General features: G+C 74.2%; 25 protein-coding genes. 16 read left to right on the top strand and 9 right to left on the bottom strand.

Annotated features, from left to right (window positions below; translation table 11 throughout):
• Positions 1–256 precede the first annotated feature (256 nt).
• A complete protein-coding gene (locus ACSU6Z_RS11850; protein ID WP_437045054.1) occupies positions 257–1,258 on the top strand; it encodes a protein phosphatase 2C domain-containing protein in 1,002 nt (333 codons plus the stop codon).
• Positions 1,255–2,913, top strand: coding sequence for a hypothetical protein (locus ACSU6Z_RS11845; RefSeq protein ID WP_437045052.1), 1,659 nt, complete (start codon positions 1,255–1,257; stop codon positions 2,911–2,913). The genes ACSU6Z_RS11850 and ACSU6Z_RS11845 overlap by 4 nt, the downstream gene beginning before the upstream one ends.
• 12 nt (positions 2,914–2,925) lie before the next feature.
• Here the strand turns inward: ACSU6Z_RS11845 and ACSU6Z_RS11840 are convergent, their stop codons facing one another.
• The 3 genes from ACSU6Z_RS11840 to ACSU6Z_RS11830 form a co-directional block, all read right to left on the bottom strand.
• A complete protein-coding gene (locus ACSU6Z_RS11840; protein ID WP_437045050.1) occupies positions 2,926–3,657 on the bottom strand; it encodes a Crp/Fnr family transcriptional regulator in 732 nt (243 codons plus the stop codon).
• 60 nt (positions 3,658–3,717) lie between these two features.
• The gene (locus tag ACSU6Z_RS11835) at positions 3,718–4,236 is read right to left on the bottom strand and encodes a Pycsar system effector family protein (RefSeq protein ID WP_437045048.1); all 519 of its coding nucleotides are present in this window, start codon (positions 4,234–4,236) and stop codon (positions 3,718–3,720) included.
• Between the two features lie 100 nt (positions 4,237–4,336).
• On the bottom strand, positions 4,337–4,954 hold the full coding sequence (locus tag ACSU6Z_RS11830; protein ID WP_437050270.1) for a MerR family transcriptional regulator: 618 nt from the start codon (positions 4,952–4,954) through the stop codon (positions 4,337–4,339).
• Positions 4,955–5,174: 220 nt separating this feature from the next.
• Here ACSU6Z_RS11830 and ACSU6Z_RS11825 point away from each other — a divergent pair, with 220 nt between their 5' ends.
• From ACSU6Z_RS11825 to ACSU6Z_RS11810, 4 genes are all read left to right on the top strand, one after another.
• Positions 5,175–6,743 carry a flavin-containing monooxygenase gene (locus ACSU6Z_RS11825; RefSeq protein WP_437045046.1) on the top strand — a complete coding sequence of 523 codons (1,569 nt, stop codon included), beginning with the start codon at positions 5,175–5,177 and terminating at the stop codon, positions 6,741–6,743.
• Entirely contained in the window at positions 6,740–7,711 is a 972-nt protein-coding gene (locus tag ACSU6Z_RS11820; RefSeq protein WP_437045044.1) for an alpha/beta fold hydrolase, read from the top strand. The genes ACSU6Z_RS11825 and ACSU6Z_RS11820 overlap by 4 nt, the downstream gene beginning before the upstream one ends.
• Entirely contained in the window at positions 7,708–8,601 is an 894-nt protein-coding gene (locus ACSU6Z_RS11815; protein WP_437045041.1) for an SDR family oxidoreductase, read from the top strand. Before ACSU6Z_RS11820 ends, ACSU6Z_RS11815 begins: the two co-directional genes overlap by 4 nt.
• A gap of 109 nt (positions 8,602–8,710) precedes the next feature.
• Positions 8,711–8,878, top strand: a complete 168-nt coding sequence (locus tag ACSU6Z_RS11810) for a hypothetical protein (RefSeq protein WP_437045039.1) — start codon at positions 8,711–8,713, stop codon at positions 8,876–8,878.
• 91 nt (positions 8,879–8,969) lie between these two features.
• On the opposite strand, the gene ACSU6Z_RS11805 is transcribed toward ACSU6Z_RS11810, so the two are convergent.
• Positions 8,970–12,251 carry a S41 family peptidase gene (locus ACSU6Z_RS11805; RefSeq protein WP_437045037.1) on the bottom strand — a complete coding sequence of 1,094 codons (3,282 nt, stop codon included), beginning with the start codon at positions 12,249–12,251 and terminating at the stop codon, positions 8,970–8,972.
• 196 nt (positions 12,252–12,447) lie between these two features.
• On the opposite strand from ACSU6Z_RS11805, the gene ACSU6Z_RS11800 reads away from it, so the two are divergent.
• From ACSU6Z_RS11800 to ACSU6Z_RS11775, 6 genes are all read left to right on the top strand, one after another.
• Complete coding sequence (locus tag ACSU6Z_RS11800; protein ID WP_437045035.1) at positions 12,448–13,251, top strand: alpha/beta fold hydrolase; 804 nt, start codon at positions 12,448–12,450, stop codon at positions 13,249–13,251.
• Positions 13,251–14,546 carry a SpoIIE family protein phosphatase gene (locus ACSU6Z_RS11795; RefSeq protein ID WP_437045033.1) on the top strand — a complete coding sequence of 432 codons (1,296 nt, stop codon included), beginning with the start codon at positions 13,251–13,253 and terminating at the stop codon, positions 14,544–14,546. The genes ACSU6Z_RS11800 and ACSU6Z_RS11795 overlap by 1 nt, the downstream gene beginning before the upstream one ends.
• Positions 14,543–14,881, top strand: coding sequence for an STAS domain-containing protein (locus ACSU6Z_RS11790; RefSeq protein ID WP_437045031.1), 339 nt, complete (start codon positions 14,543–14,545; stop codon positions 14,879–14,881). Before ACSU6Z_RS11795 ends, ACSU6Z_RS11790 begins: the two co-directional genes overlap by 4 nt.
• Positions 14,882–15,049: 168 nt before the next feature.
• Positions 15,050–15,652: a TetR/AcrR family transcriptional regulator gene (locus ACSU6Z_RS11785; RefSeq protein WP_437045029.1), complete on the top strand. Its 603-nt coding sequence runs from the start codon at positions 15,050–15,052 to the stop codon at positions 15,650–15,652.
• 115 nt (positions 15,653–15,767) lie between these two features.
• Positions 15,768–17,984: an MMPL family transporter gene (locus ACSU6Z_RS11780; protein WP_437045027.1), complete on the top strand. Its 2,217-nt coding sequence runs from the start codon at positions 15,768–15,770 to the stop codon at positions 17,982–17,984.
• Between the two features lie 167 nt (positions 17,985–18,151).
• The gene (locus tag ACSU6Z_RS11775; protein WP_437018805.1) at positions 18,152–18,649 is read left to right on the top strand and encodes a YbaK/EbsC family protein; all 498 of its coding nucleotides are present in this window, start codon (positions 18,152–18,154) and stop codon (positions 18,647–18,649) included.
• Between the two features lie 196 nt (positions 18,650–18,845).
• Here ACSU6Z_RS11775 and ACSU6Z_RS11770 read toward each other — a convergent pair whose 3' ends face one another.
• Positions 18,846–19,757 (bottom strand): alpha/beta fold hydrolase, encoded by a 912-nt coding sequence (locus ACSU6Z_RS11770; protein ID WP_437045025.1) that lies wholly within the window; start codon positions 19,755–19,757, stop codon positions 18,846–18,848.
• A gap of 123 nt (positions 19,758–19,880) precedes the next feature.
• Between ACSU6Z_RS11770 and ACSU6Z_RS11765 the strand changes: the two genes are divergently transcribed.
• The 4 genes from ACSU6Z_RS11765 (at position 19,881) to ACSU6Z_RS11750 (ending at position 22,379) form a co-directional block, all read left to right on the top strand.
• Positions 19,881–20,510, top strand: a complete 630-nt coding sequence (locus ACSU6Z_RS11765; RefSeq protein ID WP_437045023.1) for a TetR/AcrR family transcriptional regulator — start codon at positions 19,881–19,883, stop codon at positions 20,508–20,510.
• A gap of 130 nt (positions 20,511–20,640) precedes the next feature.
• Complete coding sequence (locus ACSU6Z_RS11760) at positions 20,641–20,988, top strand: DUF1330 domain-containing protein (protein WP_437045021.1); 348 nt, start codon at positions 20,641–20,643, stop codon at positions 20,986–20,988.
• A gap of 120 nt (positions 20,989–21,108) precedes the next feature.
• On the top strand, positions 21,109–21,384 hold the full coding sequence (locus ACSU6Z_RS11755) for a DUF1876 domain-containing protein (protein ID WP_437045019.1): 276 nt from the start codon (positions 21,109–21,111) through the stop codon (positions 21,382–21,384).
• Positions 21,385–21,563: 179 nt separating this feature from the next.
• Complete coding sequence (locus ACSU6Z_RS11750) at positions 21,564–22,379, top strand: hypothetical protein (RefSeq protein ID WP_437045017.1); 816 nt, start codon at positions 21,564–21,566, stop codon at positions 22,377–22,379.
• Positions 22,380–22,397: 18 nt separating this feature from the next.
• Here ACSU6Z_RS11750 and ACSU6Z_RS11745 read toward each other — a convergent pair whose 3' ends face one another.
• The 4 genes from ACSU6Z_RS11745 to cbiQ form a co-directional block, all read right to left on the bottom strand.
• Complete coding sequence (locus tag ACSU6Z_RS11745; RefSeq protein WP_437050268.1) at positions 22,398–23,591, bottom strand: serine hydrolase domain-containing protein; 1,194 nt, start codon at positions 23,589–23,591, stop codon at positions 22,398–22,400.
• 91 nt (positions 23,592–23,682) lie between these two features.
• Positions 23,683–24,129 carry an organic hydroperoxide resistance protein gene (locus ACSU6Z_RS11740; RefSeq protein WP_437045015.1) on the bottom strand — a complete coding sequence of 149 codons (447 nt, stop codon included), beginning with the start codon at positions 24,127–24,129 and terminating at the stop codon, positions 23,683–23,685.
• A gap of 97 nt (positions 24,130–24,226) precedes the next feature.
• Positions 24,227–25,036, bottom strand: coding sequence for an energy-coupling factor ABC transporter ATP-binding protein (locus ACSU6Z_RS11735; protein WP_437045013.1), 810 nt, complete (start codon positions 25,034–25,036; stop codon positions 24,227–24,229).
• Positions 25,024–25,785: a cobalt ECF transporter T component CbiQ gene (cbiQ, locus tag ACSU6Z_RS11730; RefSeq protein ID WP_437045011.1), complete on the bottom strand. Its 762-nt coding sequence runs from the start codon at positions 25,783–25,785 to the stop codon at positions 25,024–25,026. Before cbiQ ends, ACSU6Z_RS11735 begins: the two co-directional genes overlap by 13 nt.
• Position 25,786: the final 1 nt, after the last annotated feature.

Raw genomic sequence — 25,786 nt, 5'->3', positions numbered from 1 at the left:
CTGGGCACCCCGGCCATCGCAGGGCTCACCACGGCCGGACGCCGCACAGCCGCACGAGGGGGGAGCGACGGCCGACGGCCCCTACGCCTCCACCTCCGAGCCCCGGAACACGGCTCCGCACGGGGCGCGGTCACCTCACCTTCCGCCGGGGTACGCCCCGCAGCAGTCGGGATACGCCCCGTCGGCTCCCGCTCCCCACCGCTCCCCGTATGCCCCGCCCACGCCGGAGCCCCACCGGGAGGGAGACGTCCGGCCGGTGCCCGGTGTCCACCAGCCGGGGCACGCCGCTCCCTGGCCGGAGGGCGGCCCGTCCGCGACCGGGGCTCCCACAGGGAGCAGGGAGACCGGCCCGTGGCGGCGGATCGTGGTCGGCACGCCCGCCGCGTGGCTGGAGCCGAAGCCCCCGCCCGCCGACCCCTACCGTCCCGACACCCTCTTCGACGGGTGGTCGACCCCGCACCTGACCGTGCGGTTGGCCTCGGTGCGCGGAGACGCGCACCGCTCCGGCAGTCAACCCCGGCAGGACGACGTCACCGTCGCCTGGCATGAGCCGACCGGCGCGATCGCCTTCGCCGTGGCCGACGGCGTCTCGTCCGCGCCCCGGTCCCACGTGGGCGCCGCGCTGGCCTGCCGCACGGCCGTGAACGACCTGCTGGTGCAGCTCGGGGAGGACCGGCCGGAACCCGACTGGTCCCGGGTGCTGCAGGCCGCCGCCTACCAGCTCCTCATGCGGGTCGCGCACGGCCGGGAGCCGGGGGAGCAGGACCGGACGGAGGCGATCAGGACACTCGCCACCACTCTGGTCACGGGCACGGTCACACCGACCGGGGACGGCGGCATGCGGGTCACACTGGTGCGGGCCGGGGACTCCTCCGCCTGGTGTCTTCGGGACGGCGAGTTCACACCGCTGCTGCGTGAGGAGGACTCGGGCGCCGACGACATCTCCAGTACGGCCGTGATCGCCCTGCCGCGGCTGTCCGCGCGGTCGCGGCCGCTGACGTGCACGCTGCCTCCGGACGGTGTCCTGTTGGTGGGCACCGACGGCTTCGGGGTCCCGCTCGGTGACGGCACCGGGCTGGTCGGCGAGTTGTTCGCCAGAGGACTGACGGTGCCGCCGCAGCGGCCGCAGGTGTTGGCTCATCTGCTGGACTTCTCCCGGGAGACCTTCGACGACGACCGCACGCTGCTGGCCGTCTGGCCCCGCCACCGACTGCCCGGGAGCAACCGGGGATCCGGCCGGCCCGGAGGGGGACGGTGACCGCTTCCGGCGTCGCTCGGATCCCCCGTTCGACCCTGTCCCTCGGCCGCCGACTGGGCGACGGCGGTCAGGGCACGGTGTGGGAGGTCGAGAAGCGGCGGATCAACAAGATCTGGCCGGTGGCTTACAAGGAGTACAAGCCGGACACGCTCAGGCAGTTGGAGGCCGAAGCGCTGGAGCGCATGGTCGCCTTCCTGCCCGCCCAGCCGGCCGCGGTCGGCAAGTGGCTGGCGACGAACACGGCTTGGCCCGCGGCGCTGGTGACCGAGGGTCGGGACGTCCGCGGCTTCCTGATGCGGCAGATCCCGGACGAGTTCTTCCTCACCCTGCCCTCGGGCGACCGGAAGACGGCGGGTTTCGAGTTCCTGCTCAACTCCTTGTCCTACGTGGACAGGATGGTCGGCAAGGTGTCTCCCCGCCAAGTCATGGGCCTGCTGCTCGCCCTGGCCGACACGCTGAACCGGCTGCACGGGCTGGGCGTGGTGGCCGGCGACCTGTCTCCGAAGAACCTGCTGTTCACGCTGGCCGGCCCACGCCCAGGCTGCTTCTTGATTGACTGCGACGCCATGGGGCTGGCGGGTGGCTGGGCCCTCAAGCCCCCGCAGACACCGGACTGGGAGCTGCCCGGCAGGGAGACGCCCGGCACACCGCAGGGCGATGTGTACAAGTTCGCGCTGCTCGCCGTCCGGCTCTTCCTGCACGAGCAGCACGGGCAGGACCCCGCCGCGCTGCGCCGGGTCGACCGGGAGACCGGCGACTTGGCCGCGCGTGGCCTGAGCGGTGCGCCGTCCGACAGGCCCGCGCTCGCCGACTGGCTGGATCCGCTGCGCCGCGCCGCCGACACTGCGCCGGACACGTGGCCCGAGCCCGCACGGCAGGCCGGTGGCCCGCCGCCGGCGAACCGGCGGTTCGCCGGACCCCCGAACCCGGGCATCACCCGTCCCGGCGGCACGCGCCCGGCCGGTACGCATCCGGGCACCTCCAGCACGCCGGGGGGCATGGGTGCGCCGGGCGGCGGGGGCAGCGCACCGTGGCCTGTCACCACCCCGGGCGCAGGCGGACGGGCACTCTCGTCCACCGCTCCCGCTCCCCGGCGCTCGCGGACGGGCCGGGCGATCGCCGAGGTCGTGGTGGTGCTGACGGTGCTGCTCGTCACCGTGATGGCGTATCTGAACGAAATCGGAGGAGGTGGCGGCGGGCAGGAGGTGGACATGCGCGAGGAACAGGTGAAAGCGCTGGGTGAGCTGCTGGCCGAGAACGCTGACCGGCGCAGTGGTGTCGCCGACTCTGTGCAGTCAATGATTCGCTGCACCGGGCTACAGTCCGCCCGGCAGGTGTTCGTCGACGCGGCCGACGCGCGGGGGCGGCTGGTGGAGGAGCTGGACCGGATGAATCTCGACGAGCTGCCCGACGGCCTCGCGGCCGGGCTGCGCACGGCCTGGAAGAGCTCGGAGGAAGCCGATCGGGCGTACGCGCGGGTGGTGGACGAGGTGTCGGGCACCTGCACCTCCGCCCGGGTCACCGGTTCGGCCGCCTGGCAGGACGCGGCCGACGCGAGCACCGACGCGACCCGGGCGAAGAAGGACGTCGTCGCGTTATGGAACCCGCTCGCGCGGCAGTACGGCCTCACCACGCTGGTCTGGTCGGACTTGTGAACCGCGGCGCGGTCAGTCCCGCCCGGCTGGCGAGCCGCCCTCGTGGACCCGTTTCAGGGCGTCGGGGTTGTCCAGGGTCAGCTGGGTGCGGCCGGTGGTGACCCAGCCGTCGGACCGCCACTGCTCCAGGATGCGGCTGACAGTCCTGCGGGAGCCGAGGACCAAGCCCGCGAAGTCGTCCTGGGACAGCGGCAGGCCGATCTCGACGGCGCCGGAGGCGTGCCGCCGGCCATGCGTCGAGGCCAGGTCCAGCAGCAGACCGGCGAGCCGGGAGGCGAGCGGGTCGGCACCGGCCGAGGTGCGCTGCCGGTCGGCGTCGCGCAGCCGGGCGGAGATCATCCGGTGGAGGGCGATGGTGACGACGGGGTGATCGCGGGCCACCGCCCGGAACATCTCGGCGGACAACCGCAGGGCGCGCACCGGGGTCAGCGCGGTGACGGTCGCCGACCGGGGTCCACCGTCCAGCCCGGCCTGCTCGCCGACTAGGTCGCCAGGGCCGCGCAGGGCAAGCACCGCCTGGTAACCGGTGGCGGACACGCTGGTGACCTTGGCGCAGCCCTCACCCACGACGATGAGGTGGTCGGTGAGGTCGTCCTGGCGCAGCAGGTGCTTCCGGGCCGGGTACGCCATGATCCGGCCGGCCGTGCGCAGCGCCACGCGGGCGGGGGAGTCCAGCAGGTTCCAGAACGGTGCCGGTCCGCTCCCGCGTCGTGACGGGCCGTCGTTCAGGAAGTCCGAGGTCATCGCCCTCCTCTCTGCGCCGGGCCGTGCCGCCCGGTGCCGCCGGTACTGATTCCGCGCGGGTCAGCCGGTGAGCACCGCGACCACGATCAGCGCGCCCGCGCCGACCGCGGCGAACAGTGACTGCCGCACCAATCGTTGCTTGACCCACAGGATGCGGCTCATGGCAACCAGTTGGCGGGCGAGCGCGGGCAGCGGGTCGTGGCGACTGAGTCCGTCGGCGAGCTCACCGGGTGTCAAGTGCCGGATGTGCCCGTAGAAGACGAAGTCGTCGGGGAGGGGGGAGCGGGTCCCGCCCTCCCGGGCGTGACGGGGCAGGACCGCGAGGACCGCGAGGACGGCGGAGAGCCCGAGCAGCACGAGGCCTGCACCCAGTATGGTCCGCGGCAGCCCGGCGGAGACACCGGCCAGTCCGCGCCCGGCGTCGGTCATCGCGGCCATGGCGGCGAGCGCGGCGGACTCGATGGCCAGGGCGAAGGCCGCCTTGGCGTCGGCGGTGCGGGTCAGCTCCGCGAGCGTGCCCTGCAAGTGCCAGGCGTTCTTCGCCGCTTCCTCACGTGGGACACGCACTTCCTCGGACACGGTCGCCCCCTCTTCTTCCGTCCGCGGCCGTCCGCGGCCGTGTCCGCACCGCTGCCCTAAGGGCGGGCAACGGTACGTACGCGGCGCGACGCAGGGGACGTTACCCGTCCCTCCGCTCCCGCAACCGCCGGTCCAGCGCCAGGGACAGTTCCGCCTCCACCACGCTGCGGGCCAGGGGGCGAAGGCGGGGCAGGTCGGCCTCGGTCGTGTGGCGCAGGATCAGGTCGGCGAAGATGCCGGCGAGGGCGTCGGCGTGTTCGCGCACGCGCCTGCCCGCCGCCAGCACGTCGGCGAGCGGGATGCCCTCGCGGACCAGGGTCGAGGACACGTCCAGCAGGCGGCGGCTTATGTGGACGATCTCGTCGCCGTCGGTGCCGAGGTAGCCGAGGTCCAGGGCGGCGGCGAGGTTCTCGGGGGTGGCCTGGCCCGCGAAGCGGTCGGCGAGTTCCTCGGGGGTGAGGCGGACCGGCGTCTCCTCGGTGGGCTCGCCGTAGCCGAGCAGGTCGCCCACGTCGCGGCCGTGGTCGAAGGCGTCGGCCAGCTCCGCGATGCCGCTGAGGGTGTGGCCGCGCTCCAGGAGGGCGGAGATGGTGCGCAGGCGGGCCAGGTGGCGGTCGTCGTACCAGGCGATGCGGCCCTCGCGGCGGGGCGGGGGGAGCAGTTTGCGTTCGCGGTAGAAGCGCAGGGTGCGCACCGTGATGCCGGCCAGCCGGGCCAGCTCCTGCGTGCGGTACTCGCGGGGGCCCGCGGGCCCGGCGCCTTCGCCGGCTCCGGGGTCTTCGGTGCGTCCAGCGTCTTCTGCCACGCCGGAAGCCTAGGCCGTACCGGCGGTAACTTTCCTTGTCCCAACCCCTACCGGTCGGTAGGCGGCTCCTCTACCCTCCCCATTGCGCCAGTGTTCACTGGCAGAATCCGAGGCGATGTGTGGAGGCGTCGGAATGGCCGAGCACGAACATGTACGGGTGGCGGTGGTCGGGTCCGGGTTCGGCGGGCTGGGGGCCGCCGTGCGGCTGCGCCGCGAAGGGATCACCGACTTCGTCGTCCTGGAACGGGCCGGCAGCGTCGGCGGCACCTGGCGGGACAACAGCTATCCGGGATGCGCGTGCGACGTCCCGTCCCACCTGTACTCCTTCTCCTTCGCGCCCAACCCCGACTGGCCGCGCACCTTCTCCGGCCAGCGGCACATCCGCGCCTACCTGGAGCACGTGACGGACACCTTCGGGCTCCGCCCGCACATCCGGTTCGGCGCCGAGGTGAAGCGGATGACCTGGGACGCCGAGCGGCTGTGGTGGGAGATCGAGACCGGCGGCGGGAGGCTGACGGCCGACATGGTCGTCTCCGCCACCGGGCCGCTGTCCGAGCCGAGGATCCCGGACATCCCGGGACTGGACTCCTTCCCCGGCAAGGTCTTCCACTCGGCGCGCTGGGACCACGACTGCGACCTCACCGGCAAGCGGGTCGCGGTGATCGGCACCGGTGCGTCCGCCATCCAGATCGTGCCGGCGATCCAGCCCCGCGTCGGCCGCCTTACCCTCTTCCAGCGCACCCCGGCCTGGGTGATGCCCCGCGCCGACCGGGCCATCGGCCCCGCCGAGCGCGCCCTGCACCGGGCGCTGCCGCCCACCGCACGGCTGCGCCGCGGCCTGCTGTGGGGCATCCGGGAACTCCAGACCCAGGCGTTCACCAGGTACCCGGGCGGACTGGGGATCGTGGAGCGGCTCGCCGAGCGGAACATGGCCCGCGCCATCAAGGACCCGGCCCTGCGCGCCAAACTGACCCCCGACTACCGCATCGGCTGCAAGCGGATCCTGCTCTCCAACGACTACTATCCGGCGCTCGCCCGGCCGAACGCGGACGTCGTCGCCAGCGGGCTGGCCCAGGTGCGCGGCTCGACCCTGGTCGCCGCCGACGGCAGCGAGGCCGAGGCCGACGTGATCGTCTTCGGCACCGGCTTCCACGTCACCGACATGCCCATCGCCGAGCGGGTGGTGGGCGCGGACGGGCGCACCCTCGCCGAGGTCTGGAGGGGCGGGATGGAGGCGCTGCGCGGCGCCTCGGCGGCCGGCTTCCCGAACTGGATGACGATCATCGGGCCCAACACCGGCCTCGGGAACTCGTCCATGATCCTCATGATCGAGTCCCAGCTGAACTACCTGGCCGACTACCTGCGCCGACTGGACGGCCTCGGCGGCCGGGTCGCCCTCGACGCCCGGCCCGAAGCCGTGCGGGCCTGGAACCGGCGGGTGCAGGAGCGCATGAAGCGCACGGTGTGGAACACCGGCGGCTGCACCAGCTGGTACCTGGACGCGAACGGGCGCAACACCACCGTCTGGCCGGGCACGACGAGCGAGTTCCGGCGGGCGACGCGACGGGTGGACCTGACGGAGTACCGGATCCTGCGGCCCCCGGGCAGAAGGAACGTTCCTGCGGACGCGGACGCGGACGCGGGCGCGGATGCCGGCGCGGGCACGGGCACCGGCACGGGGAAGGCCGGGGTGGCCGCATGAGTCCTCGCCGCCCCCTCGTGCCCGTTCCCCCGCCCGGCTCCGCCGCCGGCCCCTACGCCCCGCCCGTCCCCGCCCGCGAACTGACCGTCCGTTCCGCCGACGGCGCCCCCCTGCACGTCGAGGTGCACGGCCCCGACGGCGACCCGGACGCCCCGGCCGTCGTCCTCTGCCACGGCTGGACCTGCTCCACCGCCTTCTGGGCGGCGCAGATCCGCGCCCTGGCCGCCGACCACCGCGTCATCGCCTACGACCAGCGCGGCCACGGCCGCACTCCGGCCCACCCGGTGTGCACCGCCGACGCCCTCGCCGACGACCTGGAGGCCGTCCTCGACGCCACCCTGGCCCCGGGCGAGCGGGCCGTGATCGCCGGGCACTCCATGGGCGGCATGACGGTGCTGGCCGCGACGGGCCGGCCCGCCCTGCGCGAGCGCGCGGCGGCGGTGCTGCTGTGCAGCACCGGCAGCTCCCGCCTGGTCGCCTCCTCGACCGTGCTCCCGCTGCGGGAGGGGCCGTTGCGGACCGGGCTGACCCGGCGGATCCTCGGCTCCCGCGCCCCGCTCGGACCGGTCACACCGCTCAGCCTGCGCGTCCTGAAGTACGGGACCATGGGCCCGGGCGCGGACCCGCACATGATCCGGGCGTGCGCCCGGATCGTGCACGCCTGCCCGCGCTCGGTGCGCCACACCTGGTCGCGGGTGCTCGACCTGCTCGACCTCGACCACCGGGTGGGGCGGCTGACGGCCCCGACGGAGGTGCTGGTCGGCACGGCCGACCGGCTGACCCCGCCGGTGCACGCCCGCGCTCTGGCCGCCGCGCTGCCCGACTGCCTCGGCCTCACCGAACTGCCCGGCATCGGCCACATGACGCCGATCGAGGCCCCGGACCCGGTCACCGGGAAGATCCGCGCCCTCGCCGCCGCCCACCTGTCCGCCCACCCGCCCGCCGCACACACCGAGGAGAGCGCATGAACAGGAACGGCCTGGCAGGACGGGTCGCCGTCGTCACCGGAGCGGCGCGCGGAGTCGGGGAGCTGCTGGCCCGCAAGCTCTCCGCGCGCGGGGTGCGGGTGGCCCTCGTCGGGCTGGAGCCGGACGCCCTGAAGCAGGTCTCGGCGCGGCTGCACGGCGACAGCGACCACTGGTACGCCGACGTCACCGACCACGAGGCGATGGCGCGGGTCGCGCGGGAGGTGAGGGAACGCTTCGGCAGGGTCGACGTCGTGGTCGCCAACGCGGGGGTCGCCACCGGCGGGCCGTTCGCCGACTCCGACCCCGAGGCGTGGCGGCGGGTGATCGAGGTCAATCTGATCGGGTCGGCGGTGACCGCCCGCGCCTTTCTGCCGTCGCTCCTCGAGAGCCGGGGCTACCTGCTCCAGATCGCGTCCCTGGCCGCCCTCACGCCCGCCCCGATGATGACGGCGTACTGCGCCTCCAAGTCCGGTGTGGAGGCGTACGCGCACAGCCTGCGCGCCGAGGTCGGTCACCGGGGCGTGAAGGTCGGCGTCGGCTACCTGTCGTGGACCGACACCGACATGGTGCGCGGCGCCGACCGGGACGACGTGATGCGGGAGCTGCGGCGGCGGCTGCCGTGGCCGGCGAACAGGACGTACCCGCCGGGCCCGGCCGTCGACCGGCTCGTGGAGGGCATCGAGCGGCGGGCCGCGCACGTCTACGGGCAGTGGTGGCTGCGCGGCATGCAGGGGGCGCGCGGCTGCCTCCCGGCGCTCGTCGGGGCGGTCGGCACGCGGGAGATGCGGCGCTTCGCGGACCGGCTCACCGGCATGCGCACGGGCCTGGTCGGCGCCGGCGGAGCGGCCGACGAACAGCACCGGAGACAGGTGGGCACGGAGTGTAATTGATCGACATGCGAAGGGTGACGGCCCGTGTGAATCTGATCGAGCCCGAACCCGTCCGGTACGGGGACGGGCCCGTTTTCCCCACCCACCACGGGAGTGAACCCACATGGGCATGAAGGACCAGTTCCGGGAGAAGTCCGAGCGTCTGCAGGAGGAGGCCCGGCAGCGGGCCGAGCAGGCCAAGGAGCAGATGCAGAACCGCCGCCGCCGCGACGACGACGACCTGGACACCGAGCGGCAGACGCGGGAGGACCGCCTCGACCGGGAGTACGACGCCTGACGCGGCGCTGAGCGCGGGGGCGCCCCTCGGCGGGGGCGCTCCTCCCCCGTACCCGGGCCCCGGCGCGGGGCCGGGGCCCGGGCGCGGGGGCTCACGGCCTCGGCGGCAGCGGCGGCCGGGACCGGTCCGGCACCTCCCGGTAGTCCGGCGGTGTGGCGGGCGGGTTGGTCTCCAGCAGCTCCAGTGCCAGCCGGACCGCGTCGCCCAGTACCGGGTAGCGGCCCTCGGCCCAGTCCAGCGGGGTGCGCAGCGCCTCGAGGTCGGGGTCGACGCCGTGGTTCTCCACCGACCAGCCGTAGGCGTCGAACCAGGCCGCGTTCATCGGCACCGTGATGACCGTGCCGTCGCCCAGGTGGTGCCGCCCGGTCATGCCGACCACACCGCCCCAGGTGCGCTGCCCGACCACCGGGCCCAGCTTCAGCAGCTTGAACGCGGCGGTGATCATGTCGCCGTCGGAGGAGGTCGCCTCGTCCGCCACCGCCACGACCGGGCCCCGGGGCGCGTTCGAGGTGTACGACACCGGCTGGGCGTCACGGGTCAGGTCCCAGCCCAGGATGGTGCGGGTCAGCTTCTCGACGACGAGCTCGCTGATGTGCCCGCCCGCGTTGCCGCGCACGTCCACGATGAGCGCCGGCCGGGACACCTCCATGCGCAGGTCGCGGTTGAACTGCGCCCAGCCCGAGCCGCCCATGTCGGGGATGTGCAGATAGCCGCACCGCCCCCCGCTCAGCTCCCGCACCACCTCCCGGCGCTTGACCACCCAGTCCTGGTAGCGCAGCGGCCGCTCGTCGACCAGCGGCATGACGGCCACCCGCCGGGGCGGCCCTCCGGCCGCCGGCTCGAACGTCAGCTCCACGGTCGTCCCGCCCGAGCCCGCCAGCAGCGGATACGGTCCCGCCGCCGGGTCCACCGGACGGCCGTCGACGTGGGTCAGGACGGCGCCCTCGCGGATGCCGGTGCCGGCCAGCGGGGAACGGGCCCTGGAGTCGGAGGAGTCGCCGGGCAGGATCCGCTTGGCGACCCAGCGTCCCTCCCGGCACACGAAGTCGGCGCCCAGCAGGCCCTGCCGGCGCTGGTAGTGCGCCGGGCCCTCGTTGCGGCGGGCGGCGGAGACGTAGGCGTGCGAGGTGCCCAGTTCGCCCAGCACCTCCCGCAGCAGGTCCGCGAACTCGTCCGGGGTGGCGACCCGTTCGACCAGCGGGCGGTACTGCTCCAGCACCCCGTCCCAGTCGATGCCGCACATGCCCGGTTCCCAGAAGAAGGCGCGGGTCAGCCGCCCCGCCTCCGCGTACGCCTGCCGCCACTCCGCGCCCGGATCGGCCTGGTGCAGGATGCGGCGCAGGTCGATCCAGGTGGTGGAGTCGCCGTCGCCGGGCTCGGTGGCGGGCACCGCGCGCAGGTCGCCCTCGTCGAGGACGACGAGCCGGGTGCCGTCGCCGCTGACCGCGAACGCGTCCAGGTGACCGACGAGTTCGGTCTTCTTCGCCTTGGTGAGGCCGAAGTGCTCCAGGGTGGGCCGCTCGCTGGGGTCGTTGGGGTTGGCGAACGTCTCGCCCAGCGCGCCGGAGATCGGCCAGCGCAGCCACACCAGCCCGCCGCCCGCGACCGGACGCAGCGCCGAGTACTTGGAGGCGGTGACGGGGAAGGGGATGACCCGGTTCCCCAGGCCCTCCGCCTCGACGGTCACCGCGCCGCCCTCGCCGCGCTCGTCCTGCACCGGGTCCAGGCCGCCGGCGGCTGGGCGGCCCTCCGGGTTCAGCGCGAAGGGGGAGGGCGTCGCCGAGGAGAGGGGGACGAGGTAGGGGCGGCAGCCCAGCGGGAAGGACAGGTCCCCGGTGTGCACGTCGTACACCGGGTCGAAGCCGCGCCAGGACAGGAACGCCAGGTAGCGGCCGTCGCGGGTGAAGACGGGGTTCTCGTCCTCGAAGCGGCCGTCGGTGACGTCGACGACGAACCCGTCCTTGATCCGGGCCATCCTGATCTGCCGCAGCGTCCGCCCGATGCCCGGGTGCGACCAGGTCAGCCAGGCCCCGTCCGGGGAGAAGGCGAGGTCGCGCACCGGCCCGTTGTCCGAGCGGGCCAGCTCGGTGACGTCCCCGCCGTCCGGTCCGCCGCCCGGTCCCCCGGAGGCGTCCGCCGCGGACGTCTCGCCGGGCACCGGGAGCAGCAGCAGCCGGCCGTCGTGCGAGGCGAGGGCGAGCCGCTCGCCCTCGGGGTCCGACGCCACCTCCAGCACCCGGCCCAGCCTCCCGGAGGCCAGCCGCCGCGGCGTACGGCCCCCGGTCGCGCGCGGCAGGTGGGCGATCTCGACGGCGTCCTCGCCGTCGGCGTCGGTCACGTAGGCGATCCGCCCGCTCGCCCCGAGCATCCGCGGCAGCCGCACCCGTACCCCGGGGGTGTCGGCGAGGGCGCGCGCCGGGCCGTCGCGGTGGGTGAGCCAGTACAGGCCGCCCCGTACGACGACGGCGCTGGCCCGTCCCGTCTCGTCCACGGAGAGGCCGCCCACGTGCTGCGCGGCGGGCACCTGGTAGGGGCGCCGTCCCGCGCGCGGCCCGCTCAGCCGCACCTGAAGCCTGCGCGGCTCGCTGCCGGGGGAGAGGTCGTCGACGATCCACAGGTCGCCGGCGCACTGGTACACCACCCGTGTGCCGTCGCTGGCGGCGTGCCGGGCGTAGAAGGCGTCGTGGTCGGTGTGACGGCGCAGGCCGGAACCGTCGTACGCGCAGGAGTAGAGGTTGCCGACGCCCTCGTGGTCGGAGAGGAAGGCGATCCGGCCGCCCACGAACATCGGGGACTGCAGGTGGCCGCCCAGTCCGGGCAGCAGCCGCTGCCCGTGCAGCCACAGCCGGCCCGTCGCCCCGCCCCGGTAGCGCTTCCAGGCGGCGGGTTCGTGCGGTGGGACGCCGGTGAGCAGCAGCGTCTTGCGCTCGCCGTCGAGGTCGGCGACCTGGAGGTCGCCGACCGGGCCCCAGGGCAGCTTGCGGCCGGGGTCGCCGCCGGGGGTGATCTTGTAGGCCCAGGTGAGGTGGGAGAACGGCTCGCCGTGGGAGGAGACCGCGAGGACGGCGGCGTCCGCGCCCCGGTCGGCCGGCGCCCAGCCGCACACCCGGGCGTCCGCGCTGCCCCAGTGGCTGAGCTGCCGCTCCGGTCCGCCGTCCACCGGCACCAGGTGCACCTCCGGCACCAGGGTGCGCCAGCTGGTGTACGCGATGTGGCGCCCGTCGGGCGAGAAGCGGGGGTGGCCGGCCTTGGTGCGGTCGACGGTGAGCCTCCAGGCGCGGCCCGGGGCGTCCAGGGGGGCGAGCCAGAGGTCGTCCTCGGCCACGAAGCACAGCAGGTCGCCACTGAGGTGCGGAAGGCGCAGATAGCTCACCTCCCCATGCTTTGCCGGGGGCCGGACGCGGGCAACTCGGGCGCCGGCCGGGACGGCGGCGCGGACGGCGGTGCGGACGGCGGTGCGGTGACCGCACGGCGCCGACGGCGGCGCGCGACCCCACGGGGAGCGGGCCGGACGCGGGGCACCGCTGCGGCCGTGTGGAACGGCGGCGGCACCTGAGACACTGGTGGGTGTGGACATAATGCGCAGAAATCACGTCACCGTCACAGGCAACCCACAGGGACGGACGGTGATGCTGGCCCACGGGTTCGGCTGCGACCAGAACATGTGGCGGCTGACCGTGCCCGCCCTGGCCGACGACTACCGGGTGGTGCTGTTCGACTACGTGGGTTCGGGCCGCGCGGACCCCTCCGCGTTCTCGGAGGAACGCTACGGCTCCCTCGACGGGTACGCCCGGGACGTGGTGGAGATCTGCGACGCCCTCGACCTGCGCGACGCGGTCTTCGTGGGGCACTCCGTCAGCTCGATGATCGGGGTGCTGGCCGCCGACCTGGCGCCGGAGCGCATCGGCGCGCTGGTGATGGTCGCCCCCTCGCCGTGCTACATCGACGACGACGAGTACCGGGGCGGGTTCACCGCGGAGGACATCGACGAGCTGCTGGAGTCCCTGGAGTCGAACTACCTGGGCTGGTCGGCGACGATGGCCCCGATGATCATGGGCAACCCGGACCGGCCCGAACTCGGCGAGGAACTGAAGAACAGCTTCTGCGCCACCGACCCCGAGATGGCGCGCGTCTTCGCCCGGACCACGTTCCTGTCGGACGCCCGGGACCACCTGAAGAGCGTGCGGGTGCCGACGCTGGTGCTGGAGTCCGCCGAGGACGCCATCGCCCCCCGGGAGGTGGGCGCCTTCGTCCACCGGTCGATCCCGGGCTCGTCCCTGGTGACCCTCGACGCCGTCGGGCACTGCCCGCACATGTCCGCGCCCCACGCCACCAACGAGGCGATCACCGCCTTCCTCGCGGACTTGAGGTGATGTGCCGCGCCGGGCGGCGACCCGAACCGCACGACCACGGCGGTGGGGGAGCGCCGGACACCGCGTTCGCCTCACTGCTGGAGGACAGCGCCGAAGAGCTGTACGAGAGCGCCCCGTGCGGTTACCTCTCCACGTTGATGGACGGCACCATCGCCAAGATCAACACCACGTTGCTGCGCTGGCTCGGCCGGGAGCGGGACGAGGTGGTCGGCCGCACGCGCTTCTGCGACCTGCTGACCGTGGGCGGCAGGCTGTACCACGAGACGCACTTCGCCCCACTGCTGCGGATGCAGGGCGAGATCAGCGGCATCGCCCTGGAGATGAAGCAGGCCGACGGGGGCCGTCTGCCGGTGCTGGTCTCCTCCGTCGTCAAACACGGCAGCACCGGTGAGCCGCTGCTGATCCGCACCACGGTCTTCGACGCCCGGGACCGCCGCTCCTACGAGCAGGAACTCCTGCGCCGCCAGAGGGCGGCCGAGGAGGCGCGCAAGCAGGCGGAGGCCGACCGCGCCCGGCTGCGGGACGCCCTCGCCGTGCTCCAGCAGTCCCTGCTGCCCTCCACCCTGCCGTCGGTCCCCGGGATGGAGGTGGCCGCCCACTACCGCACCGCCGCCCCCGACCGCCTCGGCGGCGACTTCTACGACGTCTTCCCCCTCGGCGGCGAGCGCTTCGCCTTCTTCCTCGGCGACGTGTGCGGCAAGGGCCCCCAGGCCGCGGCGGTGACCTCGCTGGTGCGCTACACCCTGCGGACCGCCGCCCTGCTCGAATCCGACCCGGTCTCCGTGCTGTCCACCCTCAACCAGGTGCTCCACGAGCGCTACACCGGCAGCGGCGACCCCCGCTACTGCACCGTCGTCTTCGGCACCCTCGACCCCGACCCGGCCACCGGACGGGTCGCCGTCCACCTCGCCTCGGGAGGCCATCCCCCCGCCCTGGTCCTGCGGGCCGACGGCACGGCCGCCCCCCTGCCCACCCCCGGCGGCCTCCTGGTCGGGGTGCTGCCGGGCGCGCACTTCACCACGGCCACCGCGGTCCTCGCCCCCGGCGACACCCTCCTGCTCTACACCGACGGCCTCACCGAGGCCCGCATCGGCGAGGACCGCAAGAACCTGTACGGGGACGAGGCCCTGCTGGCCTTCGCCGCCGACCGTGCCGGTGAGACCCCCGAGGTCGTCCTCAAGGCCCTGATCGGCCTGCTCGACGACTTCGGCGACCGCCTGGACGACGACACCGCCCTCCTCCTGCTCGGCGTCCCCGCCGCTCCCCCCACCCCGGCGACCAAGAACGAACCGTGAACCCGTTGAAGATCACCCCCCGAGACACTCCGGCCGGTCCCCTCCTGGAGATCGCCGGAGAACTCGACTACAGCACCGCCGGAGAACTGCGCGGCCTGCTCGCCACGCTCTCCCTGCGGCCGGGGCAGCGCCTCGTCCTGGACCTGGCCGGTATGACGTTCTGCGACTCCAGCGGCATCACCGCCCTGATCCACGCCCGCAACCAGGCCCGTGCCGCCCACGCGGAGGTGGCGCTCGCGGCCGTTCCCTCCCACACCCTGCGCACCCTGCGCATCGTCGGCCTCGACCAGATCTTCCCCATGCACCCCGACAGCGGCACCGCGATCCGGGCCTGATCCCCGCCGCCCGGAGCCCGTGCCGGAAAGGCGCGCCGCCGCGGCACGCCGGTCGTGACCCAGAACACGTACGAAACCGTTTCGTTTCGCTTGTGGGGTGGGATACATTCCTCACGTACGAGACCGCTGCCGTCCGGCGGGTTCCGAGCGAGCGGAAGGGTGAGGGGCATGGGCGAGGTCGCAACGGCACGGCGCAGCCGCATCACCCCCGAGCGCGCGGCCGAGCTGTACGCCGCCGTGCTCGACCTGCTCCGGGAGGTCGGCTACGACGCCCTGACCATGGACGCCGTCGCCGCCCGCACCCACTCCAGCAAGGCGACGCTCTACCGCCAGTGGGGCGGCAAGCCCGAACTGGTCGTCAGAGCGCTGCGCCACAGCAAACCGGGCGGCGTCGCCGACATCGACACCGGGTCCCTGCGGGGCGACCTGCACACCCTGGTGTCCCGTGAGGACGACTGCGCCATGGAGCGGAACTCCGCGCTGATGCGGGGCCTGGCCATGGCGGTGCACACCAACCCGGATCTGCGTCGGGCGTTCAAGGAACTGCTCATCGAGCCGGAGATGGCGGAGTTCCGGCGGGTGCTGCGGCGCGCGGTCGAGCGCGGCGAGGTCCGCGAGGACGCCCCCGCCCTGGAGTACGTCGTGCACATGCTGGTCGGCGCGTTCGTCACCCGCACGCTGATCGACGACCGGCCGCCCACACGGGCGTTCCTCGTCTCGTACGTCGACGCCGTGGTCCTCCCCGCCCTCGGCGTGCCCACCACCCCCTGACACGTCCCCGCGAGTCACTCACCACCTGACGTCACACCGCTCACGTCGTCGGGCCGATCCCCTCTGCCCCGAAGACCCATGTCACACCCCACGACCTGACCGGGAGTACGCCCTCGTGGCCACGTTCCTCTACAAACTCGGCCGGCTCGCCTTCAGGCGACGGCACGCCGTCGCCCTGATATGGGTGGCGCTGTTGGCCCTCGCCGGTATCGGCGCGGCCGGCGCCCCGCCCGCCGGCACCACCTCCTTCTCCATCCCCGGCACCGAGGCGCAGAAAGCCTTCGACCTGCTCGAGGAGCGCTTCCCCGGTGCCGGCGCCGACGGGGCGACCGCCCGTGTCGTCTTCAAGGCGCCCGACGGGGAGACGATGACGGACGCCGGCAACAAGGCGGCCGTCCGCAAGGCCGTCCGGGAGCTGTCCGACGGCTCCGAGGTCGCCTCCGTCACCGACCCGTACACCGCGAACGCCGTCAGCAAGGACGGCACGATCGCGTACACGCAGGTGAAGTACGACGTCTCCGGCATGGAGCTGGAGGAGTCGACGAAGGACGCCCTCCAGGACACCGCGCGGCAGGCGCGGGACGCCGGACTGACCGTCGAGATCGGCGGCGACGCGCTCAGCGCGATGCCCGAGACCGGCACGACGGAGATCATCGGCATCATGGTCGCCGCCGTCGTCCTCGTCGTCACCTTCGGCTCGCTGCTGGCGGCCGGGCTGCCGCTGCTGACCGCGCTGATCGGCGTCGGCATCGGCGTCTCCTCGATCACCGCACTGGCCGGCGTGCTGGACCTGGGCTCCACCACCTCCACGCTGGCCATGATGATCGGCCTGGCGGTCGGCATCGACTACGCCCTGTTCATCGTCTCCCGCTACCGCGCCGAACTGGCCGAGGGCCGCGAGCGCGAGGAGGCCGCCGGGCGGGCCGCCGGCACCGCGGGCTCGGCCGTCGTCTTCGCCGGCCTGACCGTCGTCATCGCCCTGGTGGGCCTCGCCGTCGTCAACATCCCGATGCTCACCAAGATGGGCGTCGCCGCCGCCGCGACGGTCGTCATCGCGGTCCTGATCGCCCTGACGCTGATCCCCGCGCTGCTCGGCTACGCGGGCCGCAAGGTCAAGCCGGCCGGCGAGAAGAGCAGGCTGCTCGGTGGCGGCCGGGCCGCGCGGAAGGCCGCGGACGGGTCCGCCCGGCCCAACATGGGCACCCGCTGGGCCAACTTCGTCGTGCGCCGCCCCGCGGCCGTCCTCCTGCTCGGCGTCGTCGGCCTGGGCGCGGCGGCCGTCCCCGCCGCCTCCCTGGAACTGGGCCTGCCCGACGACGGCTCCCAGCCCACCTCCACGACCCAGCGCCGCGCCTACGACCTGCTCTCCGAGGGCTTCGGCCCCGGCTTCAACGGCCCGCTGGTGGTCGTCGTCGACGCCCGGGCGAGCGACGCCCCGAAGACGGTGTTCACCGGCGTCGCGGACGAGATCAAGGGCCTGGAGAACGTGGCGGTGGTGACCCCGCCTGCGCCCAACAAGGCCGGCGACACCGCGACGATCACCGTGATCCCGCAGTCCAAGCCGTCCTCCGCCACCACCGAGGACCTGGTCCACTCCATCCGCGACGCGGGCGCCGGGGTCAGGGCCGACACGGACGCGACCGTCCTGGTCACCGGCTCGACGGCGATGAACATCGACGTCAGCCAGAAGCTCAACGACGCGCTGGTGCCGTACCTCGTCCTCGTCGTCGGCCTGGCGTTCCTGCTGCTGATCGTCGTCTTCCGCTCGGTCCTGGTCCCGCTGAAGGCCGCCCTCGGTTTCCTGCTGTCGGTCCTCGCGGCCCTCGGCGCGGTCGTCGCCGTCTTCCAGTGGGGCTGGCTGGCCGGCCTGCTGGGCGTGGAGCAGACCGGCCCGGTCATGTCGATGATGCCGATCTTCATGGTCGGCGTGGTCTTCGGCCTCGCCATGGACTACGAGGTCTTCCTCGTGACCCGGATGCGGGAGGCCCACGTCCACGGCGAGACGCCGGACCAGGCGGTGGTGACCGGCTTCCGGCACGGCGCCCGGGTCGTCACGGCCGCCGCCGTCATCATGATCGCCGTCTTCGCCGGCTTCATCGGCTCCTCCGAGTCGATGATCAAGATGATCGGCTTCGGCCTGGCGATCGCCGTCTTCTTCGACGCGTTCGTCGTCCGCATGGCCCTCGTCCCGGCGGTCCTGGCCCTCCTCGGCCGCAGGGCCTGGTGGCTCCCGAAGTGGCTGGACCGCGCCCTGCCCGACGTCGACGTCGAGGGCGAGGGACTGCGCGCGCGGACCGGCCCCGACGCGGACCGGGAGGCCGCGCGCGTCTGACGCGCCGGCCCGCCCGGGGGAGAACCGGCCGGTGGGGGCCCTCCGTGGGGACGGAGGGCCCCCACCGGCTTCTTCCACGCGCCCCGGGGCGCGCGGGCCGCACGCCGTCCCGCGCCCCGCGCCAACTCGGTCGCGCGGTCCCCGCGGGTGCCGTTAGCGTGCGTCGCATGACGACCACCGACTCCGCAGCCCACCCCCGTTTCGTCGAGGCCCTCCGCGGCCTCGGCCTCGACGACGTGACCGGACGGATCCGCGGCTTCCCCGAGGCCACCCGCACCGCCGCGGAGGCCGCCGCCGCGATCGGGTGCGAGCTGAGCCAGATCTGCAAGTCGCTGATCTTCGCGGCGGACGGGGAACCGGTCCTGGTGCTGATGGACGGGGCCTCCCGCGTCGACGTCGAGCGGGTGCGCGAGGAGCTCGGCGCCGCGAAGGTCACGCGGGCCGACGCCAAGCTCGTGCGGGAGACCACCGGGTACGCCATCGGCGGGGTCCCGCCCTTCGGGCACCGGACGAAGACCCGTGTCCTCGCCGACCGTTCCCTCCTCGCGCACGACGTCGTGTGGGCCGCCGCGGGGACGCCGTACACCGTCTTCCCCATGGCGCCGGGGGACCTCGTCGCCCACGCCGGTGCCACCCTCGTGGAGGTGCGCGAGCGCACCGCGTGACCCCGGCGGTCACGGCGGCCGGGACGCCGGCCGCCGTCACGCGCGCCGGCCGGGGCGCCATCGCCGCAGGGGCCACCGACAAGCCGGCCCGCCGCACGCCGGTCGCGGGCGGCGGGACGCCGACCCGGCTGATGCCGCACGCCGGGTGGACCGCCTCCGGCCCCCGGCGGCCCGGCCCCCGGCGGCCCGGCGTGCGTCAGTCGACGGAGTCCATGAAGGCCACCATCCGGCGGTTGATCTCCTGCGCGTGGTCGATCTGGGGCCCGTGGCCGGTGCCGTCGACGATCTCGGCCCGGGCGCCGGGTACGAGGCGCGGCACGCGCTCGGCCTGCCTGCGCGGGTGCACGAGGAGGCTGCGCCTGCCGAGTACGAGGTAGAGCGGGGTGCGCAGGGCGGACAGCTCGTCGTCGGACAGGGGCCGGGGGGCGGGGCGGCGGACGCGGTAGGCGCGGACACCCGTCCTGATCATGGTGCGCAGTTCCGGCACGACGAGGACCGGCTGCTCCAGCCAGGCCGCCAGCCGCGGGCGCAGCGCCTCGGGCGCGAAGGTCGCGAAGAGGCTGGCGAAGATCCAGACGAAGAAGCGCGGGCCCACCCTCTCCAGGCCGCCGGGGTCGAGCAGGGTGACCGAGGCGAGGCGGCCGGGCCTGCGGTGCGCCTGGTTCAGGGCGAGCCATCCGCCGTAGGAGGAGCCGATCAAGTGCACGCGGTCGAGGCCTAGCCCGGCGAGGGTCTCCTCCAGCCACTGGGCGGCGCGTTCGGGCTGGTGGAGGGGTTCGCGCTGGACGCTGCGGCCGGGGTCGCCCGGGGTGTCGATCGCGTAGACCGGGCGGGCGGCGCTGAGGGCCGGGGTGTTCGGGTACCACATGGCGGAGCAGGAGCCCGCCCCGTGCACCAGGACGACCGGGGTGCGCGACCGGGCGGCGGGGTCCGCGGGGTCGTACCGGTAGACGTGCGTGGTGCCGAAGGAGGTCTCCACGTCGGTCTCCGCGGCGGCGGGCGCTCCCAGCGCGTAGACCGCGTCGCAGGCGGTGAAGTACCGGTCGCGCCAGGCGTCGCTGACGAAGCGGCCGACATCGGCCTGGGTGCGGGTTGCGGTCGGGGACACGGCCACCTCCGGGTGTCGAGCCTTCGTGGTACGAACGTATCACGTTGGTGGTACGGTTGTACCATCAACGGGGTCGCCGGGACCGGGACCGGCCGGTGGACACGGCGAGCGGAGGAGTTGTCGATGCCCAAGCGCGTGGATCACGCGGAGCGGCGTGCGCAGATCGCCGACGCGCTGCTGCGGGTGGCGGCACGGCGAGGGCTGCACGCCGTGGGGATGCGCGACGTGGCGGCGGAGGCGGGCGTGTCCCTGCGGCTGGTGCAGTACTACTTCGAGACCAAGGAGAAACTGCTCCTGCACGGGCTGCACCGGCTGGCCGAGCGCTTCGGGGAGCGGGTCGCCGCCCGCCTCCGGGCCGCCGGCGACGACCCGGGGCCGCGCGCGACGATCGAGGCGGTGCTGGGGGCGGCGCTGCCGGCCGACGAGGAGAGCCGCACCTTCCACCTCGTCTACACCTCGTACGCCGTCCTGTCGGCCACCGATCCGGCGCTCGCCTCCCAGCCGTTCATCAAGGACCCCGACGCCGCCGAGGGCGCCGTGGCCGGGCTCCTGCGGCAGGCGGCGGAGCGCGGTCTCCTGCGGCCCGGGGCCGACCCGCGGGCGGAGGCCGTCAGCCTGCTCGCCCTGTCCGCCGGACTCGGCACCAGCGTCCTCGTGGGCCAGCGCGGCCCGGAGGAGGCCGCCGAGGTCCTGGGGTACCACCTGGACCGGATCTTCCGGGACGACCGCGCCGGCGAGGGGACGGACGCGTGACGCCACCGCCCGCCCGCCGTGACCGGCCGGTCCCGCCGGGGCCGCTTACCTCCCGGGTCATCGACACCGGCGCGGCACCTTGCCACGATCACCGCCATACGCACGTCGACCACCGCCCGGAAGGACGCCCATGCCCGCCTACGTCATAGCCCACCTGCAGGACGCCGCTCCGCACCCCGAGGTCGCCGACTACATCGAGCGGCTCCCCACCACCTTCGAGCCCTACGGGGGCCGCTACCTCGTGCACGTCACGCAGCACGAGGTGCTGGAGGGCCGCTGGCCCGGTTCCGTCGTGATGATCGGCTTCCCCGGGGCCGCCGAGGCGCGGGCCTGGTGGGACTCGCCCGCCTACCGGGAGATCGCGCCGCTGCGCTCACGGCACATCGAGGGCGACATCATCCTGGTGGACGGCGTCCCCGAGGGCTACGACCCGTCCGCGACCGCCCGGGCGATGCGGGAGGCCCTGCCCGCCGAGTAGTCCCGGGGCCGGGGGAGCAGCCCGCCGGAACGCACCGGCGGACTGCTCCCCGCGGTCTCGTGGGTGCGTCCGCCCGCCGCGGGGAGCACCCTGGAATCAGGTGTTCCGGAGGTGATCGTCATGATGCACACCGCTGTGGGCTGGCACGTCGAGCTGGAGTTCGCGGAGGACGACCAGCACACCAAAGCGGTCGCCATGGTGCGGCTGCCCGACGGCAGCGAGGTACGGGCGCACGGGCGCGCCAGCCGCCACCGCTCCGACCCCAACCAGCCCCGCGTGGGCGAGGAGATCGCCGGTGCGCGGGCGCTGAACGAGCTCGCGATGCGGCTGCTCGACAAGGCGCACGGGGAGATCGACGAGACGGCGGGGCGGGTGTCCCACCCGATCCACGTCTAGCTCCGTCCGCCAGTCCGTCCGCGGGTCGGCCCGGGTCGGCCCGGGCCGGCCCGAAGCCGGCCCGAAGTCGGTCCGGACGAGTGAACGAGAGGGGAACACGAGAGCAGGTTGAGCGAAAACCACCGCCCCGCCCGTTAGGAAGATCCCAATACCGGCGATCTTCGAGAAGGGCGGTACCGATGCGTGCCACCACCAAGCGGGCCGGGGCGGCGACCGCCGTCACGGTCATGGCACTGACCGCGTTCGCGACCCCGGCGACCGGGGCGGCCGGCGAGCCGGAACCGCGCCCGGCGTGGGTGACGGTCGGCACGGCCCCGCCCGGCAGCACCCTGGAGACCGTGCAGGGCACCAAGGGCCGGGACGGCAGCTGCGCCTTCGCCTTCGCGCTCTCCCTCGCCCCCGGCGAGAAGGCCGTCCGCGGCGACCAGGTCCGCGTCGACCCGGCGCGCTGCGTCACCGAGGTCGCCGTCACCCGTGACGCCGCGGCCTCCGCCGCCACCCCGGCGGCACCGGGGGCGTCCGTCGAGACGAAGCGGGCCCGGCCCACCTCCCGGGGCACCGCCACCCGCGAGTCCCGCGACGAGGTGCGCGCCTACACCCGCTCCCGCGGCCACCTGCGCACGTCCTGGCGCGACGCCTCGGGCCGGGAGGCCCACGCGGTCAGGAACGACGTCGACTGGAACTGGAACGCGCAGAACTGCGTGACGCCGAACTGGGGCGGATACGGCTACAACTGGTCCACGGCCGACGGGTGGAAGCTGCGCAAGGACGACTGGCGGAACGTCTACGACTGCTCCCGGCAGTCGTCGAGCTCCGCCGTCCACTACGGCAACGACGGCGTCTTCTGCCCGGACCAGGCCACCGACGCGCACTACGACCGTTCCACGGTCCACGGCACCTGGGACGGCCGGCTGGAGGGCGAGTGGAAGTCCTGGATCGCCGGCGGCTGCGCCGACCGGCTCGCCTTCCACCACGAGCTGCGCCGCAGCCTGTGACCGGCCGGGCACCGGGGATCAGGCGCCCCGGGCCAGTGCCTCCCGCACCGCCCGCACCAGCGCCTGCGCCCGCGGGTCCGCCGTCACCGTCTTGCGCAGGCCGTTGGTGACGTAGCCGAAGGCGACCCCGGACTCCGGGTCGGCGAAGCCGAGGGCGCCCCCGCGGCCGGGGTGGCCGAAGGAGGCCGGGGACAGGAACGGGGAGGCGCTGCCGTGCAGCATGTACCCGAGGCCGAAACGGGTGCCGACGACCAGGACGCGGTCCGGTCCCGCCGACTCCTCGGCGCGGGCCAGGGCGGCCGTCGCCGGGTCGAACAGCCGGCCCCCGCCGGCCCGTCCGGCCCCCTCCACCTCGCCGATCAGCGCCGCGTAGAACCGGGCCAGGCCGTCGGCGGTGGCGATGCCGTTGGCCGCGGGCAGGGCGGCCGCCCTGTACGCCGGGTCGTTCTGGTCGGGGAAGGGGGTGATCGCGGCGAAGGCGCGGCGGGTGAGGGAGGCCGGGTCCTCGTACGCCTCGGTGACCGCGCGCCTGGGCCGCAGCCGCAGGCCCCCGGACGGCTCCGGCCCTTCGACCGGGCCGGCCCGCCCCACCCGGCCCGCCTCCGCCTGCGGCAGCCCGAGCCACAGCTCCAGGCCCAGCGGGGCGGCGATCTCGGAGGCGATCCACTCGCCGGTGCCGCGTCCGGTCACGCGCCGCACCAGCCCGTCGACCATCCAGCCGTACGTCAGCGCGTGGTAGCCGTGGTCCGCGCCCGGCTCCCACACGGGCGCCTGCGCGGCCACCGCCTCCGGTCCGCGCGCCGGGTCCAGCGCCTCCCCGGGGGTGAGCGGGCGGTCGAGCACGGGCAGCCCCGCCCGGTGGTTCAGCACGTGCCGGACCAGGACCCGTTCCTTGCCGTGCGCCTTGAACTCCGGCCAGTAGTGCCCGACCGGAGCGTCCAGGTCCAGCTCCCCGCGCTGGTGCAGCAGCAGGAGCACGGCGGCGGCGACGCCCTTGGTCGCCGAGCGCACCACCTGGGCCGTGCCCCGCTCCCACGGCTCACCGCCGTCGGTGCCGTCGACGTGCTTCGTCCCGCCCCACAGATCGACGACCTTGCGCCCGTCCCGGTAGACGGCGACCGCCGCGCCCCGGTCCCCGAGCGCGGCGAAGTTCCCCGCGAACGCGTCCCGGACCGGCTCGAACCCCTCGGCCACCGTGCCGTCCACCGCCACGCCCGCGTCCGCGTCCACGCCCGCACTCCCCTCGTCTCGCCTGCGACAGTGGGTGCAACCCCCGCTCTCGGCCTGCGATTCCTGCGCCGGGTCAGCCGAGCACGATCGTTACATCGATGTTGCCGCGTGTGGCGTTGGAGTACGGGCACATCTCGTGGGCCTCGTCCACCAGCTTCGCGGCGAGGCCGGCGTCCAGGGCCGGCAGGGAGACGCTGAGGGCGACCGCGAGGCCGTAGCCCTGCTGCCGGTTGGGGCCGATGCCGACCTTGGCGGTGACCGCGGAGCCGCTCAGGTCGTGGCCCGCGCGGTCGCCGACCAGGATCAGCGCGTTGTGGAAGCAGGCGCTGTACCCGGCCGCGAACAGCTGCTCGGGATTGGTGCCGTCGCCGTCGCCGCCCAGTTGCGGGGGCATGGCGACCTTCACCTCCAGCCGGCCGTCCTGGCTGGTGACATGGCCGTCCCGGCCGCCGTGGGCGGTGGCCTCGGCCACGTACATGATCTTCGTCGGACGGGTGTCGACGGTGGTGCTGTCGGTCATGGCCGGCCTCTTCCGGAAAGCGCGCGCTGGTGCATCGCGCACAAGGTACTGGCCGGTGGGAACAGGCAGGTTACCGGGGGGTAGTAAGCGGGATCCGTCAGGGACGGCCCGGGGCGGCCGGGCGGGCGCCGCCCCCGGCCGACCCCGGGTCGAAGCCGAAGGGCAGCTCCAGCCGGTGGGCCCGCATCAGCTCCTCGTCGGACAGCAGTCCGGCGGTCGGGCCGTCGGCCGCGATCACGCCCTCGCTGAGGATCAGGGAGCGCGGGCACAGCTCCAGGGCGTAGGGCAGGTCGTGCGTGACCATCAGCACGGTTACGTCCAGCGCGCGCAGGATGTCGGCGAGCTCCCGGCGGGAGGCCGGGTCGAGGTTGGAGGACGGTTCGTCCAGGACGAGGATCTCCGGCTCCATCGCCAGCACGGTCGCCACCGCCACCCGGCGGCGCTGCCCGAAGGAGAGGTGGTGCGGCGGGCGGTCCCGGAACTCCCGCATGCCGACCAGGTCCAGCGCCCGGTCCACGCGCTCCTCCAGCTCCGCGCCCCTCAGCCCGGCCGCCGCCGGCCCGAACGCCACGTCCTCCCGCACCGTCGGCATGAACAGCTGGTCGTCGGGGTCCTGGAAGACGATCCCGACCCGGCGCCGGATCTCGGCCATGTGCTTCTCGTCCACCGGCAGCCCGGCGACCGTCACCGTGCCCGCGCCGCCGGTCAGGATGCCGTTGAGGTGCAGCACGAGGGTCGTCTTCCCGGCGCCGTTGGGGCCGAGCAGGGCGACCCGCTCGCCGCGGGCGATCGAGAAGTCCACGCCGAAGAGGGCCTGGTGCCCGTCGGGGTAGGCGAAGGCGAGGCCCGAGACCTCCAGGGAGGCGGGCGCGGAGGGTGTGGGGGTCACGGCGTTCACAGGGTCCATCCCAGCAGACAGATCAGGAGCGCGGCCGACGGGAGGGCCAGGGCGTACGACCACTGCGCCCGGGTGGCGGTCACCTCGTCGACGACCGGCATGGCACCGGCGTACCCGCGGCTGACCATCGCCAGGTGCACGCGCTCACCGCGCTCGTAGGAGCGGATGAACAGCGCGCCCGCGGACTTCGCCAGCACCCCCCAGTGCCGCACGCCCCTCGCCTCGAAACCGCGCGACTCCCGGGCGATCCGCATGCGCCGCATCTCGTCCGTGATCACGTCCCCGTAGCGGATCATGAACGAGGCGATCTGCACCATCAGCGGCGGCAGCTTCAGGCGCTGGAGCCCGAGGAGGAGTTCCCGCAGCTCGGTGGTGGCGGCCAGCAGGACGGAGGCGGCGACCCCGAGCGTGCCCTTGGCCAGCACGTTCCAGGCACCCCACAGTCCGTTCACGCTCAGGGACAGCCCCAGGACCTCCACGTGCTCGCCCTCGGCCACGAACGGCATCAGCACCGCGAAGGCCACGAACGGCACCTCGACCAGCAGCCGCCGGAGCAGGAAGGGGGCCGGGACGCGGGCCGCGTACGCCACCGCCGCCAGCAGCACGGCGTACCCGCCGAACGCCCACATCGCCTCCCGCGGCGTCGACACCACGACGACCACGAAGGCGAGGGCGGCGGTGAGCTTGGTGTGCGGCGGCAGCGCGTGCACGGGCGAGTGCCCCCGCCGGTAGAGCCGGTGCGCGTGACCCGCGCCCATG

The sequence above is a fragment of the Streptomyces sp. enrichment culture genome (assembly GCF_964273145.1).
Classification (GTDB): domain Bacteria; phylum Actinomycetota; class Actinomycetes; order Streptomycetales; family Streptomycetaceae; genus Streptomyces.
This window is presented reverse-complemented; position numbering and strand designations above follow the sequence as displayed.